This window comes from Bordetella genomosp. 5, assembly GCF_002261315.1.
Lineage (GTDB): Bacteria > Pseudomonadota > Gammaproteobacteria > Burkholderiales > Burkholderiaceae_B > Bordetella.
Window position 1 is genome coordinate 110218 of sequence record NZ_NEVP01000001.1, and the last position, 14410, is coordinate 124627.

Annotated in this window: 14 protein-coding genes; 5 read left to right on the top strand and 9 right to left on the bottom strand. The window is 66.8% G+C overall.

Annotated elements, in window-relative coordinates; all coding sequences use genetic code 11:
• Window positions 1-5: 5 nt before the first annotated feature.
• Together CAL25_RS00480 and CAL25_RS00485 are read left to right on the top strand one after the other, a co-directional pair.
• Window positions 6-665 (top strand): glutathione S-transferase family protein, encoded by a 660-nt coding sequence (locus tag CAL25_RS00480; protein WP_094797998.1) that lies wholly within the window; start codon window positions 6-8, stop codon window positions 663-665.
• A gap of 140 nt (window positions 666-805) precedes the next feature.
• Entirely contained in the window at window positions 806-1882 is a 1077-nt protein-coding gene (locus tag CAL25_RS00485) for a helix-turn-helix transcriptional regulator (RefSeq protein ID WP_094797999.1), read from the top strand.
• A 232-nt stretch (window positions 1883-2114) separates the two neighbouring features.
• Here the strand turns inward: CAL25_RS00485 and CAL25_RS00490 are convergent, their stop codons facing one another.
• Genes CAL25_RS00490 through CAL25_RS00500 form a run of 3 tightly spaced genes read right to left on the bottom strand, consistent with a single transcriptional unit; the run spans window position 2115 to window position 4986 of the window.
• Window positions 2115-3272, bottom strand: a complete 1158-nt coding sequence (locus tag CAL25_RS00490; protein WP_094798000.1) for a deoxyguanosinetriphosphate triphosphohydrolase — start codon at window positions 3270-3272, stop codon at window positions 2115-2117.
• On the bottom strand, window positions 3269-4345 hold the full coding sequence (gene aroB, locus CAL25_RS00495; RefSeq protein ID WP_094798001.1) for a 3-dehydroquinate synthase: 1077 nt from the start codon (window positions 4343-4345) through the stop codon (window positions 3269-3271). The genes CAL25_RS00490 and aroB overlap by 4 nt, the downstream gene beginning before the upstream one ends.
• On the bottom strand, window positions 4342-4986 hold the full coding sequence (locus CAL25_RS00500; protein WP_094798002.1) for a shikimate kinase: 645 nt from the start codon (window positions 4984-4986) through the stop codon (window positions 4342-4344). Before CAL25_RS00500 ends, aroB begins: the two co-directional genes overlap by 4 nt.
• Before the next feature lie 113 nt (window positions 4987-5099).
• Here CAL25_RS00500 and CAL25_RS00505 point away from each other — a divergent pair, with 113 nt between their 5' ends.
• Window positions 5100-7544, top strand: coding sequence for a penicillin-binding protein 1A (locus CAL25_RS00505; protein ID WP_094798003.1), 2445 nt, complete (start codon window positions 5100-5102; stop codon window positions 7542-7544).
• 69 nt (window positions 7545-7613) lie between these two features.
• On the opposite strand, the gene cyaY is transcribed toward CAL25_RS00505, so the two are convergent.
• A complete protein-coding gene (cyaY, locus tag CAL25_RS00510; RefSeq protein WP_094798004.1) occupies window positions 7614-7943 on the bottom strand; it encodes an iron donor protein CyaY in 330 nt (109 codons plus the stop codon).
• 55 nt (window positions 7944-7998) lie between these two features.
• Here cyaY and lptM point away from each other — a divergent pair, with 55 nt between their 5' ends.
• Both lptM and lysA read left to right on the top strand, forming a co-directional pair.
• Window positions 7999-8202: an LPS translocon maturation chaperone LptM gene (gene lptM, locus CAL25_RS00515; RefSeq protein WP_249278902.1), complete on the top strand. Its 204-nt coding sequence runs from the start codon at window positions 7999-8001 to the stop codon at window positions 8200-8202.
• Window positions 8199-9491, top strand: a complete 1293-nt coding sequence (gene lysA, locus CAL25_RS00520; RefSeq protein WP_094798697.1) for a diaminopimelate decarboxylase — start codon at window positions 8199-8201, stop codon at window positions 9489-9491. Before lptM ends, lysA begins: the two co-directional genes overlap by 4 nt.
• 108 nt (window positions 9492-9599) lie before the next feature.
• On the opposite strand, the gene CAL25_RS00525 is transcribed toward lysA, so the two are convergent.
• From CAL25_RS00525 to CAL25_RS00545, 5 genes are read right to left on the bottom strand one after another with little or no spacing between them, the layout of a single operon-like run.
• Entirely contained in the window at window positions 9600-10667 is a 1068-nt protein-coding gene (locus CAL25_RS00525; protein ID WP_094798005.1) for a branched-chain amino acid ABC transporter permease, read from the bottom strand.
• 11 nt (window positions 10668-10678) lie between these two features.
• Window positions 10679-11689, bottom strand: coding sequence for a branched-chain amino acid ABC transporter permease (locus CAL25_RS00530; RefSeq protein WP_094798006.1), 1011 nt, complete (start codon window positions 11687-11689; stop codon window positions 10679-10681).
• On the bottom strand, window positions 11686-12438 hold the full coding sequence (locus CAL25_RS00535) for an ABC transporter ATP-binding protein (protein ID WP_094798007.1): 753 nt from the start codon (window positions 12436-12438) through the stop codon (window positions 11686-11688). The genes CAL25_RS00530 and CAL25_RS00535 overlap by 4 nt, the downstream gene beginning before the upstream one ends.
• Entirely contained in the window at window positions 12435-13205 is a 771-nt protein-coding gene (locus CAL25_RS00540; RefSeq protein WP_094798008.1) for an ABC transporter ATP-binding protein, read from the bottom strand. Before CAL25_RS00540 ends, CAL25_RS00535 begins: the two co-directional genes overlap by 4 nt.
• Before the next feature lie 12 nt (window positions 13206-13217).
• Window positions 13218-14402 carry a substrate-binding domain-containing protein gene (locus CAL25_RS00545; RefSeq protein ID WP_094798009.1) on the bottom strand — a complete coding sequence of 395 codons (1185 nt, stop codon included), beginning with the start codon at window positions 14400-14402 and terminating at the stop codon, window positions 13218-13220.
• Window positions 14403-14410 lie beyond the last annotated feature (8 nt).

Below are 14410 nucleotides of genomic sequence, written 5' to 3' on the forward strand. Positions count from 1 at the left end.
AGTCCATGGTCACCCTGTTCATCGGCAACAAGAATTACTCCTCCTGGTCCCTGCGCGCCTGGCTGGCCCTGCGCGCGGGGGGCGTGCCCTTCGAAGAACGCAAGCTCGGTCTCTTCACCGAGGCCTTCACCGAGCAGCTCGGCCGCGTCACGCCCGCCGGCCTCGTGCCGGTGCTGCTCGACGGCGACTTCGCGGTGTGGGATTCCCTCGCGATCTGCGAATACGCCGCCGAACGCCATCCCGATCTCGGTCTGTGGCCGGCGGAGGCGCGCGCACGCGCCCGCGCACGTTCGGTGTCGGCGCAGATGCACAGCGGCTTCACGCAGCTGCGCTCCGTGATGCCGATGAATATCGAAGCGCATCTGCCGCACGTCGACGTCAGCGCGGCCGCCAAAGACATCGCGCGGGTGCAGGACATCTGGCAGGCCACGCGCGCGGAGTTCGGCGCGGGCGGCGACTTCCTGTTTGGCCGGTTCAGCATCGCCGATGCTTTCTACGCCCCCGTCGTGTCGCGCTTCACCACCTACGGCGTGGCCGCCGAGGGCGCGGTGCGCGACTACATGGACGCCGTGCTGGCGCTGCCCGCCATGCGCGAATGGACCGAAGCGGCGCTTGCCGAGCAGACCTTCGTGGCGGCGGACGAGCCCTATCGCACGCAGCGCTGACACCCGCAGGCGGCGGCTTTAATACCGACTCGCCGGTCGTTATAACTGGACTAGGGGGTCGCCAGGGTCGTGCAAGTGACTTGGGGTAAATTCGCGGTAGGGTGCCCCCCGCGCCCGGCTTCCCTCACCTCGCTTCCCCTATGGACGCCACCTGTGAACTCCGCATCGCCAGCGCCCTCTACGAAGGCGTGGCCGATACGCAGCAATGGCAACGCGCGCTACGCATGGCGGCACGCGCGGTCGACACCGACCGTTGCGCGCTGCTTGCCCGCAACCGCGCCACGGACCAGGTCCGGGTGATCGAAACGACCGGTCTGCAGGAAGACCTGCTGGCCGAGTACGAAGCCCACTATCACCGCATCGACGAGGTCCTGCCGAGCGTCGATCGGCTGCCCAGCGGCAACTGCCTGCTCGATCAGCGCGACATCGGCCTCGCCGCCATGCGCCGCTCGCCCTTTTATCAGGATTTCCTGCGTCGCCACGGCATCGGCTCGCTGATGGTCACGCGCACGCTGCACACCGACGACACGGAGTGGAGCATGTCGTTCCAGCGCGGTCCCGATGACGGCTTCTTCGAACCCGAGCACGAACAGACGCTGTTGCGCATGTTGCCGCACTTCCAGCGCGCCCTGAAGTTGCGCGTGCAACTAGGCGAGCTGGAGCAGCGCGCCCGGCTCGGCCGCGCGGCGCTCGACATGTTCGGTACGCCCTTGTTGCTGTGTTCGCCGGGCGGGCGTGTGCTGCTCGCCAACGAATCCGGAGAAGAGTGGTTCCGCCGTGCCGGCCCGCAGATGGTGAACCTGCCCGCTTGGCGCCGCCTGCTCGTGCGCGCCACCGCGCCCGCGCCGCACGCGCTCGCCGACGCGCACCGCCTGCCCGACGGCACCCTGCTGGTCTCGCTGCCGGCGCCTCCATCATGCCGCGAAGCCGCCGGACGCGACGAGCCGCTCGCCCTGATACTCGTGCACGCTCACCTCACGCCGCGGCCCGTGCCGCACGGCGTGTTGCGCGAGCTATTTCGTCTGAGCGCGGCCGAATGCCGCCTGCTGGATTGTCTGGTGCATGGCGCGACGCTGCCGCAGGCATCGCAGCAGCTGGGCATCGCGCTCGAAACCGCGCGTACGCAGAGCAAGGCCATCCTGCAAAAGACCGGCGCGCAGCGCCAGGGCGGCCTGTTGCGCATGATGAGCGTGTTGCAGAGCCCCACGCCGCACTGATCGCATCGCGCGGAGAAAAGCGAGCACGCCGGCGGCGCTGCGCAAAAAAAAGAACCGCCGATTCTGATGCGACGGGAGCCCCGAGTGCCGCATCACAATGGGCGGTTAAGCACGGCGAATGTGCACCCACGATGCTAGGGGCGGCCAGGACCATGCGCATCACCCCTTTGGGTGAAAATCGGCCCGACCTAGGGTAGTCCCCGGGGTGCTCCCAAGCCCGCGGCCCGCGGGCTCACGCCATGTCGAAGAGACGGCGATGCTCGCGGATCGCGTAGCGATCCGTCATGCCGGCGATGTAGTCGGCAATGGCGCGCGCCTGCGCGACCTCGGTCTCGCGCCGGTAGTCCGGCGGCAGCAGGCGCGGATCCCCTAGAAACACCTCGAACAGCTCGCGCACGATGCGGCGCGCCTTGCGGGTCATGCGCATGACCTGATAGTGGCGGTACAGATTGTCGAACAGGAATTTCTTGAGCTGATCGGCCTCGCGCCGCACCTCGGCCGAGAAGCCGGCCAGCGGACCGGCCATGCGCGCCTCATCGGCGGTGGCGGGGCCCGCCTGGTGGATGCGAGCCAGCGAATGCGCCGTCAGGTCGATGATCAGCGTGTTGATCATGCGGCGGATGGTCTCGGCGGTAGCACGCCGCGTGGGCAGGCGCGGATACTGCGCCAGCACGGCTTCGTAATGCCGCGCGAAGATGCCGACCTCGAGCAGTTGCTCGACCGTGATCAGGCCCGATCGCAGCCCATCGTCGATGTCGTGATTGTTGTACGCGATCTCGTCGGCCAGGTTGGCCAGCTGCGCTTCGAGCGAGGGCTGGGTGCGATCGAGAAAACGCGCCCCCACGTCGCCCAACTGGCGCGCATGCGCAACCGAACAGTGTTTGAGAATGCCCTCGCGCGTCTCGAAGCAGAGGTTCAGGCCATTGAACTCGGCGTAGCGCTCTTCGAGCTCGTCGACCACGCGCAGGCTTTGCAGGTTGTGCTCGAAGCCGCCGGCCTCGGGCACGAGCTCGCGCATGCAGGCGTTGAGTTCGTCCTGGCCGGCGTGGCCGAACGGCGTATGGCCCAGATCGTGCGCCAGCGCGATGGCTTCGGTCAGGTCTTCGGACAGGCGCAGGCTGCGCGCCAGCGTGCGGGCGATCTGCGCCACCTCGAGGCTGTGCGTAAGACGCGTGCGGAACAGATCGCCCTCGTGATTGACGAAGACCTGCGTCTTGTACTCGAGCCGGCGAAAGGCGCTGGCGTGCACGATGCGATCGCGATCGCGCTGGAATTCGCTGCGGTTTTCGGGCGCCGGCTCGGGGTGCCGGCGGCCACGGCTGCGGGCGGGGTCGGATGCATAAGAAGCCAGATCATTCATCGCACTCACCACCGTCCCGCCCTCGCTCATCGAATCGTACGTTCCAGTACCGCTGCCACCGCGTTGGCCGGCGCGCCGCGGGTGACGGCCTCGCCGATACGCGGCAGCAACACGAATTTGATTTCACCGCCTTCGGTTTTCTTGTCGACCTGCATGAAGGCGATCCAGCGCTCCAGGCCCAGGTCGGGCGCCACCACCGGGCAACCGATCGCCTGCACCAGGGCACGCACGCGCGCCACATCGGCCGCCGGAAAACCGCAGACCTCGGCCGACAGCTCGGCCGCCTGCACCATGCCGCAACCGACGGCTTCACCGTGCAGCCACTCACCATACCCCAGACCGGATTCGATCGCATGACCGAAGGTGTGACCCAGGTTCAGAATGGCACGCAGGCCCGACTCGCGCTCGTCCTTGCCCACGACCTGCGCCTTGAGTTCGCACGAGCGCCGGATCGCATGCGCGATCGCCGCGGGCTCGAGCGCACGCAGCGCGGCCGCATTCTGCTCGCACCACGCCCAGAACGGCGCATCGAGGATCAGACCGTACTTGATGACCTCGGCCAGGCCGGCGGACACCTCGCGCGCGGGCAGCGTGGCCAGCACATCGGTGTCGATCTCCACCGCCACCGGCTGGTAGAACGCGCCGATCATGTTCTTGCCCAGCGGATGATTCACCGCCGTCTTGCCACCGACCGACGAATCCACCTGCGCGAGCAAGGTGGTGGGCACCTGCACGAAGCGCACGCCGCGCATGTACACCGCGGCCGCGAAGCCCGTCATGTCGCCGATCACGCCGCCGCCCAGCGCCACCAGCACGGCGCGGCGGTCCAGGCGATGCTCGAGCATCGCGTCGAAGATCAGATTGAGCGTCTGCCAGTCTTTGTGGGCCTCGCCGTCGGGCAACTCGATGCGCAGCACCTTGCGGCCGGTGCGCGCGAGCGCGGCTTCGGCGCGTGCGCCGTACAGCGCCCCCACGGTGGGGTTGGTGACGACGGCGATGGTGGTGGCATCGGACGGAATGGCCTCATCGAGGCGGTCCAGGCGGCCCGGCGCGATGCGGATCGGATACTGGCCGCCCGGGGTATCGACGTCTACTACGTTCATTTTTGCTTCTCGTACGCCTGCAGCTTGGGCAGGATGGATTTGACCAGCGTCGCGATCGGGGCCGAACCCGTCTCGATGACGATGTCCGCGACTTCGACATACAGCGGTTCGCGCTTGACCATCAGGTCGCGCAGCGTGCCGCGCGGATCGGCGGTGGCGAGCAAGGGGCGATTGCGGTCGCGGCAGGTGCGGCGATACAGCTCATCGACGCTCGCGCGCAGATAGAGCACGATGCCACGGGCCTTCAGCGCGGCGCGATTGTCGTCGGCCAGCACGGCGCCGCCGCCGGTGGCGAGAATAATCCCGCGCCGTTGGGTACACTCTTGCAGAGCAGCAGCCTCGCGCCGCCGGAAGCCCGTTTCGCCTTCGATCTCGAAAATCACCGGCACGCGCACACCACAGCGCGCTTCCAGTTCATGGTCCAGATCGACGAATTCACGTCCCAGCGCGCGTGCGAGGCCGCGGCCTATGGTGGTTTTGCCCGCACCCATCATTCCCACCAGGAAGATAGGCAGATCGTGCGGCAGGCGCAGCGTGGGCTCGACGCACTCGGGCGGGCACGCACTCGGCGCCGCTTCCGGGCAATCGTCGGGCAGCGGCTCGGGATCGGGCCCGGCGCAGGCGTTGGCGGAGAGATTCATGACGGCATTATCCCATCGCCGCCAGTTGCCCGCTTACCACACCGATTTATTTTGTTACAGAAACCGGACAGCCCGCGCCAGGACTGACCGGAGATCACCGTAAAATCGCCGCGATGAGCAAGCGTCCCAATACGTCCAAAGCAGAACAGCCCGCCCCCAGCGGGTCCCCGTTGTTGCGGTTTTTCGTCAAGGCCGGCATTTTCTGTGCCGGGCTCGCACTATGCGGAGCGTTGCTCGCCGGCATGGCGCTGGCATTGGCCTGGCCCAACCTGCCCGATCTGCACGCCATGACCGACTATCGGCCTCGTGTGCCGCTGCGCGTGTACACGGCCGACAAGGTACTGATCGGCGAGTTCGGTGAAGAGCGCCGCAACGTGCTGCGCTTCAACGAGATCCCCGATGTCATGAAGTCGGCCGTGCTCGCGGCCGAAGACGACCGCTTCTATCAGCACGGCGGCATCGACTGGATGGGCGTGGCGCGCGCGGGCCTGACCAACCTGGTCAACATGTCCAAGACGCAGGGCGCCAGCACGATCACCATGCAGGTGGCGCGCAACTTCTATCTGTCGTCCGAGAAGACCTACTCGCGCAAGTTCTACGAGCTGCTGCTCACGTTCAAGATCGAGTCCGAGCTGTCGAAAGACCAGATCCTCGAGCTCTACATGAACCAGATTTATCTGGGTCATCGCGCGTATGGTTTCGCGGCCGCCTCGCGGGCCTATTTCGGCAAGCCGCTGTCGCAGGTCACGCCCGCCGAGGCCGCGATGCTGGCCGGCATTCCGAAGGCCCCGTCGCGCTTCAATCCGATCTCGAATCGCCCGCGCGCCGAGCTGCGCCAGCGCTACGTGCTCGGCCGCATGCTGTCGCTGGGCTACCTGACCGAGCCCGAGTACAAAGAAGCGATGGCGCAGCCCATCGTGATGAAGTCGGCCGAAGGCACGCCCGCCGGCGGCTACGCGATTCATGGCGAATACGTGGCCGAACTAGCGCGCCAGCTGCTCTACGGCGTCTACCAGGACAACCTGTACTCGCGCGGCATCAATATCTACACCACGGTCACCTCCAAGGATCAGGAGGCCGCCTACCGCGCCGTGCGCGAAGGCGTGCTCGAGTACACCCGCCGTGCGCCCTACCCGGGCCCCGAAGATCAGCTCGACATGCCCCCCGGCGTCGAAGACAACCCGCAGGCGCTCGACGACTTCCTCGATGGCGTCTTCGACAAATACTCGGACAGCGCCGATCTGCTGACCGCGCTGGTGCTCTCGGCCAGCCCCACCGAGGTCAAGGTGGCGCGCAGTTCGCGCGAGATCATCACCATCACCGACAAAAAGGCGCTGGGCGTGATCGCCCGCTCGCTCAACGACAAGGCCAAGCCCGAACAGCGGCTCAAGCGCGGTTCCGTCGTGTACATCCACAAGTACAACGACAACTGGGAAGTGATCAACATGCCGTCGGTGCAGGCCGCCTTTGTGGCGCTCGCCCCGCAGGATGGTTCGATCCGCGCCCTGGTCGGCGGCTTCGATTTCTATCGCGGCAACTTCAACCGCGTGACGCAGGCCTGGCGCCAGCCGGGCTCGAGCATCAAGCCCTTCATCTACGCCGCCTCGCTCGAGCGCGGCCTGACGCCGGGCACGCAGATCTCCGATCAGCCGTTCGAGCTCTCGGCCGCGCAGACCGGTTCCAAGGCCTGGCACCCCAAGAACTACGGCAACCAGTACGAGCCCATGCTGACCATGCGTCAGGGTCTCTACAAGTCGAAGAACATGGTCTCGATCCGCATCCTCGAGGCCATCGGCCCGCAGTATGCGCAGGAGTACCTGACCCGTTTCGGCTTCGACAAGGCGCGTCAGCCGGCCGTGTTGCCGCTGGCCCTGGGCGCGGGCTCCGTGACGCCGCTGCAGCTGGCCGGCGCCTTCTCAGTGTTCGCCAACGGCGGCTATCGCATCACGCCCTACCTCATCGACCGCGTGACCGACAGCTCGGGCAAGGTGCTGATGCAGGCTCGTCCGGTCGTGGCCGGCGACTCGGCCGCCCGCGCCATCGACCCGCGCACGGCCTGGGTGGCCGACGACATGCTGCGTGGCGTGGCCACCAGCGGTACGGCCGCGCGTGCCCGCGTCATGCTCAAGCGCAACGACCTGGCCGGCAAGACCGGCACGACCAACGAATCGGTCGATGCCTGGTTCTCGGGCTACACGCCGGCCCTGGTGGCCACGGCATGGCTGGGCTTCGACCAGCCGCGTTCGCTGGGCTCGCGTGAGACCGGCGGTGGCGTCGCCATGCCGATCTGGGTGGATTTCATGCAGGAAGCGCTCAAGGGCGTGCCCGAAGAAAAGCAGCGTCCGCGTCCCGAGGGCCTGATGGCCGAGGGCGGCGACTACTTCTTCTCGGAATTCCCGCCCGGACAGGCCGTGGCCCGCCTCGGTCTGCCGCAGCCGGGCGACGCGCTGGGTGACTTCCTCAATGGCCTGAGCGGCAATCCGGAAAACGCCATCCGGGTCGCCCCTGGCGTGGGCAGCACCACGCAGCAGCCCTGGAGCCAGAACATTCCGTTCTAGTCCGCGCCGCGGGGGAATCCCCCGCCGCACGGCAGACACGGCCCCGCCACGGCGGGGCCGTGTCGTGTTTTACAGCTTGACGGTCACCGGCACGCCGGCGGCAGCAGAACAGATCTGCGACAGCGCATCGGAGAGGTCGGGCCCGCCGCGCGTGTCGTTCCAGTGTTGGCCGTTGTAGCGATAATGAAAACCGCCGGTACGCGCCGCGACCCAGATCTCCTGCATCGCTGCCTGGCTGTTGACGACGACGTGGGTGCCGTCCTCGAAGACGAGCGTCAGCACGTTGCCGCTACGGGTTGCCTCGACATCGACATCGAGGGATGCGGCCCAGTCGTCGGCCTGGCTCTCGATCGAGTCCAGGACCTGGTCCACCAAGGCAAGAAATTCGGTTTCGGTCATAATCTAACCTGCAATGATTACGGAGTTCCCAGTGTTCCACATGGCACGAAGCCGCATGGCTCTTCGCATTGTAGCGACGCTCGCCGCGGCAGGCCTGATGGCCGCTTGCGGCTTCAAGGGTCCACTCTACATGCCCGCGCCCGACGGCTCCAAGCCGCAGACGCAAAATCGCAATCAGGGCACCAATCCCATCCCGCAAACGCCGCAGACCCCCGGCGCCCAGCCCATCCCCGTACCCCAGCCGTCAGCCACCCCATGAACGCCCGTCAGACCGCCCAGCCCGAACTCGCTGGACACCCGCACTTCCACTATGTCGACGGCGTGCTGCATGCCGAAGGCGTGCCGCTTTCCGATCTGGCCGATGCCCTCGGCACCCCGCTCTACGTCTATTCCCGCGCCGCGTTGCACGCCGCCTGGAACACGTACCGCGACGCCATCGGCGAGCGCCCGGTCCTGGTCTGCTACGGCATGAAAGCCAACTCCAACCTCGCGGTGCTCAAGGAGTTCGCCCGTCTGGGCGCGGGCTTCGACATCGTGTCCGGCGGCGAACTCAAGCGGGTGCTGGCCGTGGGCGGCGATCCCGCCAAGATCGTGTTCTCCGGCGTGGGCAAGCAAGCCTGGGAAATGCACGAGGCCCTGATGGCCGGCGTGAAGTGCTTCAATGTCGAGTCCACCGCCGAGCTGGCCCGTCTGTCCGACGTCGCCCAGGCGTGCGGCCGCACGGCGCGCGTCTCGTTGCGCGTGAATCCCGACGTCGACGCCCAGACGCACCCCTACATCTCCACCGGCCTCAAAGAAAACAAGTTCGGTATCGCGATCGATGAAGCGCTCGAGGCCTACCAGACCGCGGCCTCGCTGCCCGGCCTGCAGATCGTCGGCGTCGACTGCCACATCGGCTCGCAGCTCACCGATATCAGCCCCTACTTCGACGCCCTCGAAAAGCTGCTCGATCTGATCGACCGGCTCGCCGACGCGGGCATCCGCATCGAGCACCTGGATCTGGGCGGTGGCCTGGGCATCCGCTACACCGACGAAGTTCCGCCGTCGCCGCGTGCCCTGCTCGACCGCGTCTTCGATCGCCTGCAGGCGCGTGGCCTGGGCCATCTGCATCTGATGCTCGAGCCCGGCCGCTCGCTGGTCGGCAACGCCGGCGTGCTGCTCACCACGGTGCAGTTCCTCAAGCACAACGACGCACGCAATTTCGCGATCGTCGACGCCGCCATGAACGACCTGCTGCGTCCCACGCTGTATCAGGCCTACCACGGCGTGCGCGCCGTGGTGCCGCGCGGTGGCGCGGGCCAGGTCTACGACGTGGTCGGCCCGGTCTGCGAGAGCGGCGACTGGCTCGCCAAGGAGCGTCTGCTCGACATCCAGCAGGACGACGTGCTGGCCGTCGAATCGGCCGGCGCCTACGGCATGGTGATGGCGGGCAACTACAACACGCGCCCCCGCGCCGCCGAGGTCATGGTCGATGGCACGCAGTATCACGTGGTGCGCCAGCGCGAGACCTTCGACGATCTGCTGCGCGGCGAGTCCACGCTGCCGTGATGCCGCGCGCTGCCGGCTCACCGGCATGCCCGCCTCACGACAAAGCCCCGTGCGATGCACAGGGCTTTTTTCTTGCCTCGCCGCCTGCGGCGCAAGACGCACCGCGCCTCAGCGCCGCCGCGCCAATTCCCGCAGCCGTCCGGCGATGCCCGTGGGAAAGTAATACACCGACAGCACGAACAGAATGCCGAGCCACAGCAGCCAGCGGTCCGGCTCGAACAGCAGAGCCAGGGGCGTCACGCTGCCCACCGCCTCGTGGATCACATGCAGGCCGTCCTGCAGATAGCTCTGCGCGAACACGAACAGGCTGGCGCCGATCACCGCGCCGTACATCGTGCCCATGCCGCCGATCACCACCATCAGCAGAATGTTGAGCATGATCTCGAACGACAGCGAGGTGTCGGGTCCGTTATAGCGCAGCCACAGCGCGTACAGCGCGCCCGCCAGGGTCGCGAACGTGGCGGCCAGCAGGTTCGACAGGCTGCGGTACAGCACCGTGCGGTAGCCGATGGCTTCCGCACGGAACGGGTTCTCGCGGATGGCCTGCAGCACGCGGCCGAACGGCGAATTGACGATCCGCAGCAGCATCAGGAACAACACCACGCACACCGCGGCGATCAGGTAGTAGGTGATGATGCGCCCGTCGATCGTGACGCCGAACACGGGCTCGGACAGCGGCCGGAAGGCCGGACGCAGGACCTGCGGCACCTTGAAATTCAGTCCGTCCTCGCCGCCGGTCAGGTCGGACAGTTGCGACACCAGCGTCTGGAACGCGGCAGCGACCGCCAGCGTGATCATGGCGTAGAAGATGGCGCGCACGCGCAGGCTGGCCAGGCCGATGACGAGCGCGAACACCAGCGACACGAGCAGTCCGGCGGCCGTGCCGGCCAGCACGGCCAGCCAGCCCGCCTCCATGCGCACGCTCGCGATCGCCACGCCATAGGCGCCGATGCCGAAAAACATGGTGTGCGCGAAGCTCACGATGCCGGTGTAGCCCAGCAGCAGGTCGTAGCTCGCGACCAGGATCACGAACACCAGAATCTTCGCCGCCACGGCGAGCGACTTGGGCCCCGGAAACAGAAACGGCGCCGCGGCGAGCGCGACGACGATGGCGATCAGCATGACGGCGAGCACGGTGCTGCGCGGCGGATCGCCAGAGAGCAGGCGGAAGGACATGAGCGCGACTCCTAGCGATTCGTGACCGGGTACACACCCTGCGGACGCCACAGCAGGATCGCGACCATCAGCGCGATGTTCGAGAACAGCGCGGCCTTGGGCATCAGAAAGCCGGTGTAGTTGGCCATCAGCCCGACCAGCAGCGCGCCGATCAGGCAGCCCACGGTGGAGCCCAGCCCGCCGATCATGATGACGATGAAGATCAGCACGTTCACCTGCGCCCCCAGCTGCGGCACGATGGACTGCTGATAGAGGCCCCACAGCACGCCACCCAGACCGGCCAGCATCGAGCCCGCCACGAACACGCCGACAAACAGATGGCGGATGCGGTAACCCAGGCTTTCGACCATTTCACGGTCCTCGACACCCGCGCGGATCAACAGGCCGAGCTTGGTGCGGTTGAGCAGCCACAGCATCCCGCCCAGCACCGCGAGTCCGACGATCAACGCGACGATGCGGAATTTCTCGATCGCCGCATCGCCGAACAGCAGCGCCCCGCGCAGCGCCTGCGGCAAGGGCAGCGACAGCGTCTGCGGCCCCCACAGCATCTTGATGATCTCTTCGCCGATGATCATGCCGCCCATCGTGATCAGAATCTGCTTCAGATGCTGGCCGTAGACCGGCCGCACGATCACGCGCTCGAAGGCCACGCCTACCGCGCCCGCCACCAGCATGCCGACCAGCATGGCCGGCAACACCGCGGCCAGGTTCATCCACAGGCTGCCGGATTGGGTCCAGTCGGACATCGAGCCGAGCACGGTGGCGGCCATGTAGGCGCCGATCGCGATGAACAGGCCGTGGCCGAAGTTCAGCACGTCCATCAGGCCGAACACCAGCGTCATGCCGGAGGCCACGATGAAGATGATCATGCCCATCGCCAGGCCGGCGAAGGTGAGCGTCACCCAGGTCGAAAATGAGCCGACCAGCGGCAGCGCGATGGCGGCGAGCGCCAGCACCAGCAGCGCCGGCAGCAGGTCGGCGCGCGTCCGAGGCAACGGTGTATCGATATCGGCGGTACTCATTGGTGGACTCCCAGCGATAGCCCCAGCAGGCGCGTCTGCAGCGCCTCGTCGTGTGCGAGCGCCGACATGTCGCCCGTATGCACGACCTTGCCGTTGTCCATGATGGCGACGTGGTCCCCCACCTGGCGCGCGAAATTGAAGTTCTGTTCGACCAGCACAATGGTGGTGGCGGCCTGCTTGAGTTCGAGGAACGCGTCGATCATGTTCTGGATGATGGCCGGCGCCAGTCCCTTGCTGGGTTCATCGACCAGCAGCAGCCGGCGCGGCTCGATGATGGCGCGTGCCACGGCCAGCATCTGCTTCTGGCCACCCGACAGCTTGCCGGCGGGATACAGCCAGAATTTTTTGAGTGCGGGAAAAAAGCCGAAGATCCACTCCAGCCGCGCGGTATCGAGCTGCGCGGCGCTGCGCGCCTGACGCGCGGCGAGCAGGATGTTCTCCTTCACCGTGAGGTCGGCGAAGATCCCCATGTTCTCCGGCACGTATGCGATGCCCATGCGCGCCATGTCGGGCGGCGACGCGCGCACACCCGGTCCGCCGATCGCGGTACCGTCGAAACCGATATGCCCCTGCGCGGCCTTCCACAGCCCCATGATCGTGCGCAGCGTGGTGGTCTTGCCGGCGCCATTGCGGCCCAGCAACATGGTGACGCCGCCGGCCGGCACGGCCAGATCCACGCCATGCAGGATGTGATACGCGCCGATGTGCGTGTGCACGTCGCGCAGCTCGAGCAAGGCGGGCGTGCTCATGGGGTTTTCTCCGGCAGGCTGGCGCCGAGATAGGCCTGCTGCACGATCGGCGAAGCGATCACCTCGGCGGGCTCGCCGTCGGCCACGAGTTCGCCGTTGTGCAGGACCACGATGCGGTCCGCCAGTTCGCGCACCACATCCATCTTGTGCTCCACCAGCAGAATGGTCTTGGTCGAATCCGTCTTGATTTCGCGGATCAGGTCCAGCACCACGGGCACGTCGTCCACGCTCATGCCGGCGGTCGGCTCGTCGAACATGAAGACCTGCGGCTCCAGTGCGATCAGCATGGCGATTTCGAGCTTGCGCTGATCGCCATGCGGCAGATCGGCGGCGGCCTGATCGCGCCGCGCCGTAAGCCGCGTGCGCGCGAGCAGCGCGTCGGCGCGCTCCAGCAGCCCGCGGTCATCGTCCCAGGTGCGCCAGAAGCGGATCTGGCGCCAGCCCATGCCCTGCTGGCGCGACTGCAGCGCCAGCCGCACGTTCTCGCGCACCGACAGGCGCGGGAACAACTGCGTGAGCTGGAAGGCGCGGCCGAGGCCGGCATGCATGCGCGCCGGCGCCGACAGGCGCGTCAGGTCGCGGTCATTCAGATGCACCGATCCGGCGGTGGCGCGCAACTGCCCCGAGACCAGATTGAAGTACGTGGTCTTGCCCGCGCCATTGGGTCCGACGATGGCCGTCAGGCTGCCTGGCGCGAAGCGGCAGCTCACCGCGTTGACGGCCACGTGGCCGCCGAAGCGGACCGAGAGCGAACGGGTTTCCAGCATGAGGAGCGTCGCTCAGCGCTTGTTCTGGATCGGCACCGCCATCTGATCCGGCGTGATTTCCTTCACCAGATCCTGCACCGCCCACGGCACCGAAGCATCGTTCTTGATGCGGAAGTGATACATCGACTGCATCGCCTGGTGGTCTTCCGGACGGAACGTCATCTTGCCCTTGGGCGTGTCGAAGCTCATGCCCGCCATCGTCTTGATGAGCGTGTCGGTGTCGCTCTTGCCGGCGCTCTTGTTCAGCGCGGTCGCGATCGCGATCCCCGCGGACATGCCGCCCGCCGTGAAGAAGTCGGGCGGCTGGCCAAAGCGCTTCTGGTGTTCGGCCACCAGCCAGTCGTTGATCGGATTCTTGGGAATGCCGTAGTAGTAATAGGTGGCGCCTTCCATGCCGGCCAGCGATTTGAGCGGCGTCATCGCGGCCAGCGTGTTGCCGCCGGTGGCGATTTCGATGCCGAAGCGCTTGGGGTCGAGGTCGGCGATCTTGAACGGATTACCGGCGCCGGCCCACAGGATGAAGATGATCTTGCGGCCAGGCTTGTCCTTGAGCGCATCGAACAGGCGCTGCGCACCGGCGGTGAAATCGGTGGCGTTGGCCGGCAGGTATTCCTCGTGCACGATCTTCGCCTGCTTGAGCGCGCCCTTGAACGCCTTCACGCCGTCGCGGCCGAACGCGTAGTCCTGCGCCAGCATGGCGATGGAGGTGTTCGGCTGATCGAAGGCCACGGCGTTGGCGATGGCGTCCTGCGAAGAGTTGCGGCCGGTGCGGAAGATGTATTTGTTCCACTTCTCGCCGGTGATGGAGTCGGCCACGGCGGGCTCCACCAGCAGGATCTTCTCGTACTCCTCGGCGATGGGCAGCATCGCGAGCGCCACGCCCGACGACGTCGGGCCCACCGCGATGTCGGCGTTGTCGTCGGCATATGCCGATGCCAACTGCGCGCGGGCGACATCGGGCTTGCCCTGGGTGTCCTTCTCGATCACACGGATCTTGCGGCCGGCCACGGTCATGGTGCCTTGCGTGGCGTACTCCAGGCCCAGCACCAGCCCATTCTGGGTCTGCTTGGCGTAGGCCTCCAGCGGCCCGGTCTTGTCGTACACGTGCGCCACCACAAAGTCCTTGGCGGCGGCGGCCGGGACCGCGGCCGAACTCAGGCACAGGCCGCTCAGCGCGGCGAGCAGGATGCGTTTCATGGGTGTCT

Bases quoted from the DNA above. Each gene is read 5' to 3' on its own strand.
- CAL25_RS00485 (WP_094797999.1), top strand. From the start codon at position 806: ATGGACGCCACCTGTGAACTCCGCATCGCCAGCGCCCTCTACGAAGGC.
- CAL25_RS00500 (WP_094798002.1), bottom strand. From the start codon at position 4,986: ATGAATCTCTCCGCCAACGCCTGCGCCGGGCCCGATCCCGAGCCGCTG.
- aroB (WP_094798001.1), bottom strand. From the start codon at position 4,345: ATGAACGTAGTAGACGTCGATACCCCGGGCGGCCAGTATCCGATCCGC.
- CAL25_RS00540 (WP_094798008.1), bottom strand. From the start codon at position 13,205: ATGCTGGAAACCCGTTCGCTCTCGGTCCGCTTCGGCGGCCACGTGGCC.
- lptM (WP_249278902.1), top strand. From the start codon at position 7,999: ATGGCTCTTCGCATTGTAGCGACGCTCGCCGCGGCAGGCCTGATGGCC.
- lysA (WP_094798697.1), top strand. From the start codon at position 8,199: ATGAACGCCCGTCAGACCGCCCAGCCCGAACTCGCTGGACACCCGCAC.
- CAL25_RS00505 (WP_094798003.1), top strand. From the start codon at position 5,100: ATGAGCAAGCGTCCCAATACGTCCAAAGCAGAACAGCCCGCCCCCAGC.
- CAL25_RS00480 (WP_094797998.1), top strand. From the start codon at position 6: ATGGTCACCCTGTTCATCGGCAACAAGAATTACTCCTCCTGGTCCCTG.
- CAL25_RS00490 (WP_094798000.1), bottom strand. From the start codon at position 3,272: ATGAGCGAGGGCGGGACGGTGGTGAGTGCGATGAATGATCTGGCTTCT.
- cyaY (WP_094798004.1), bottom strand. From the start codon at position 7,943: ATGACCGAAACCGAATTTCTTGCCTTGGTGGACCAGGTCCTGGACTCG.
- CAL25_RS00535 (WP_094798007.1), bottom strand. From the start codon at position 12,438: ATGAGCACGCCCGCCTTGCTCGAGCTGCGCGACGTGCACACGCACATC.
- CAL25_RS00525 (WP_094798005.1), bottom strand. From the start codon at position 10,667: ATGTCCTTCCGCCTGCTCTCTGGCGATCCGCCGCGCAGCACCGTGCTC.
- CAL25_RS00545 (WP_094798009.1), bottom strand. From the start codon at position 14,402: ATGAAACGCATCCTGCTCGCCGCGCTGAGCGGCCTGTGCCTGAGTTCG.
- CAL25_RS00530 (WP_094798006.1), bottom strand. From the start codon at position 11,689: ATGAGTACCGCCGATATCGATACACCGTTGCCTCGGACGCGCGCCGAC.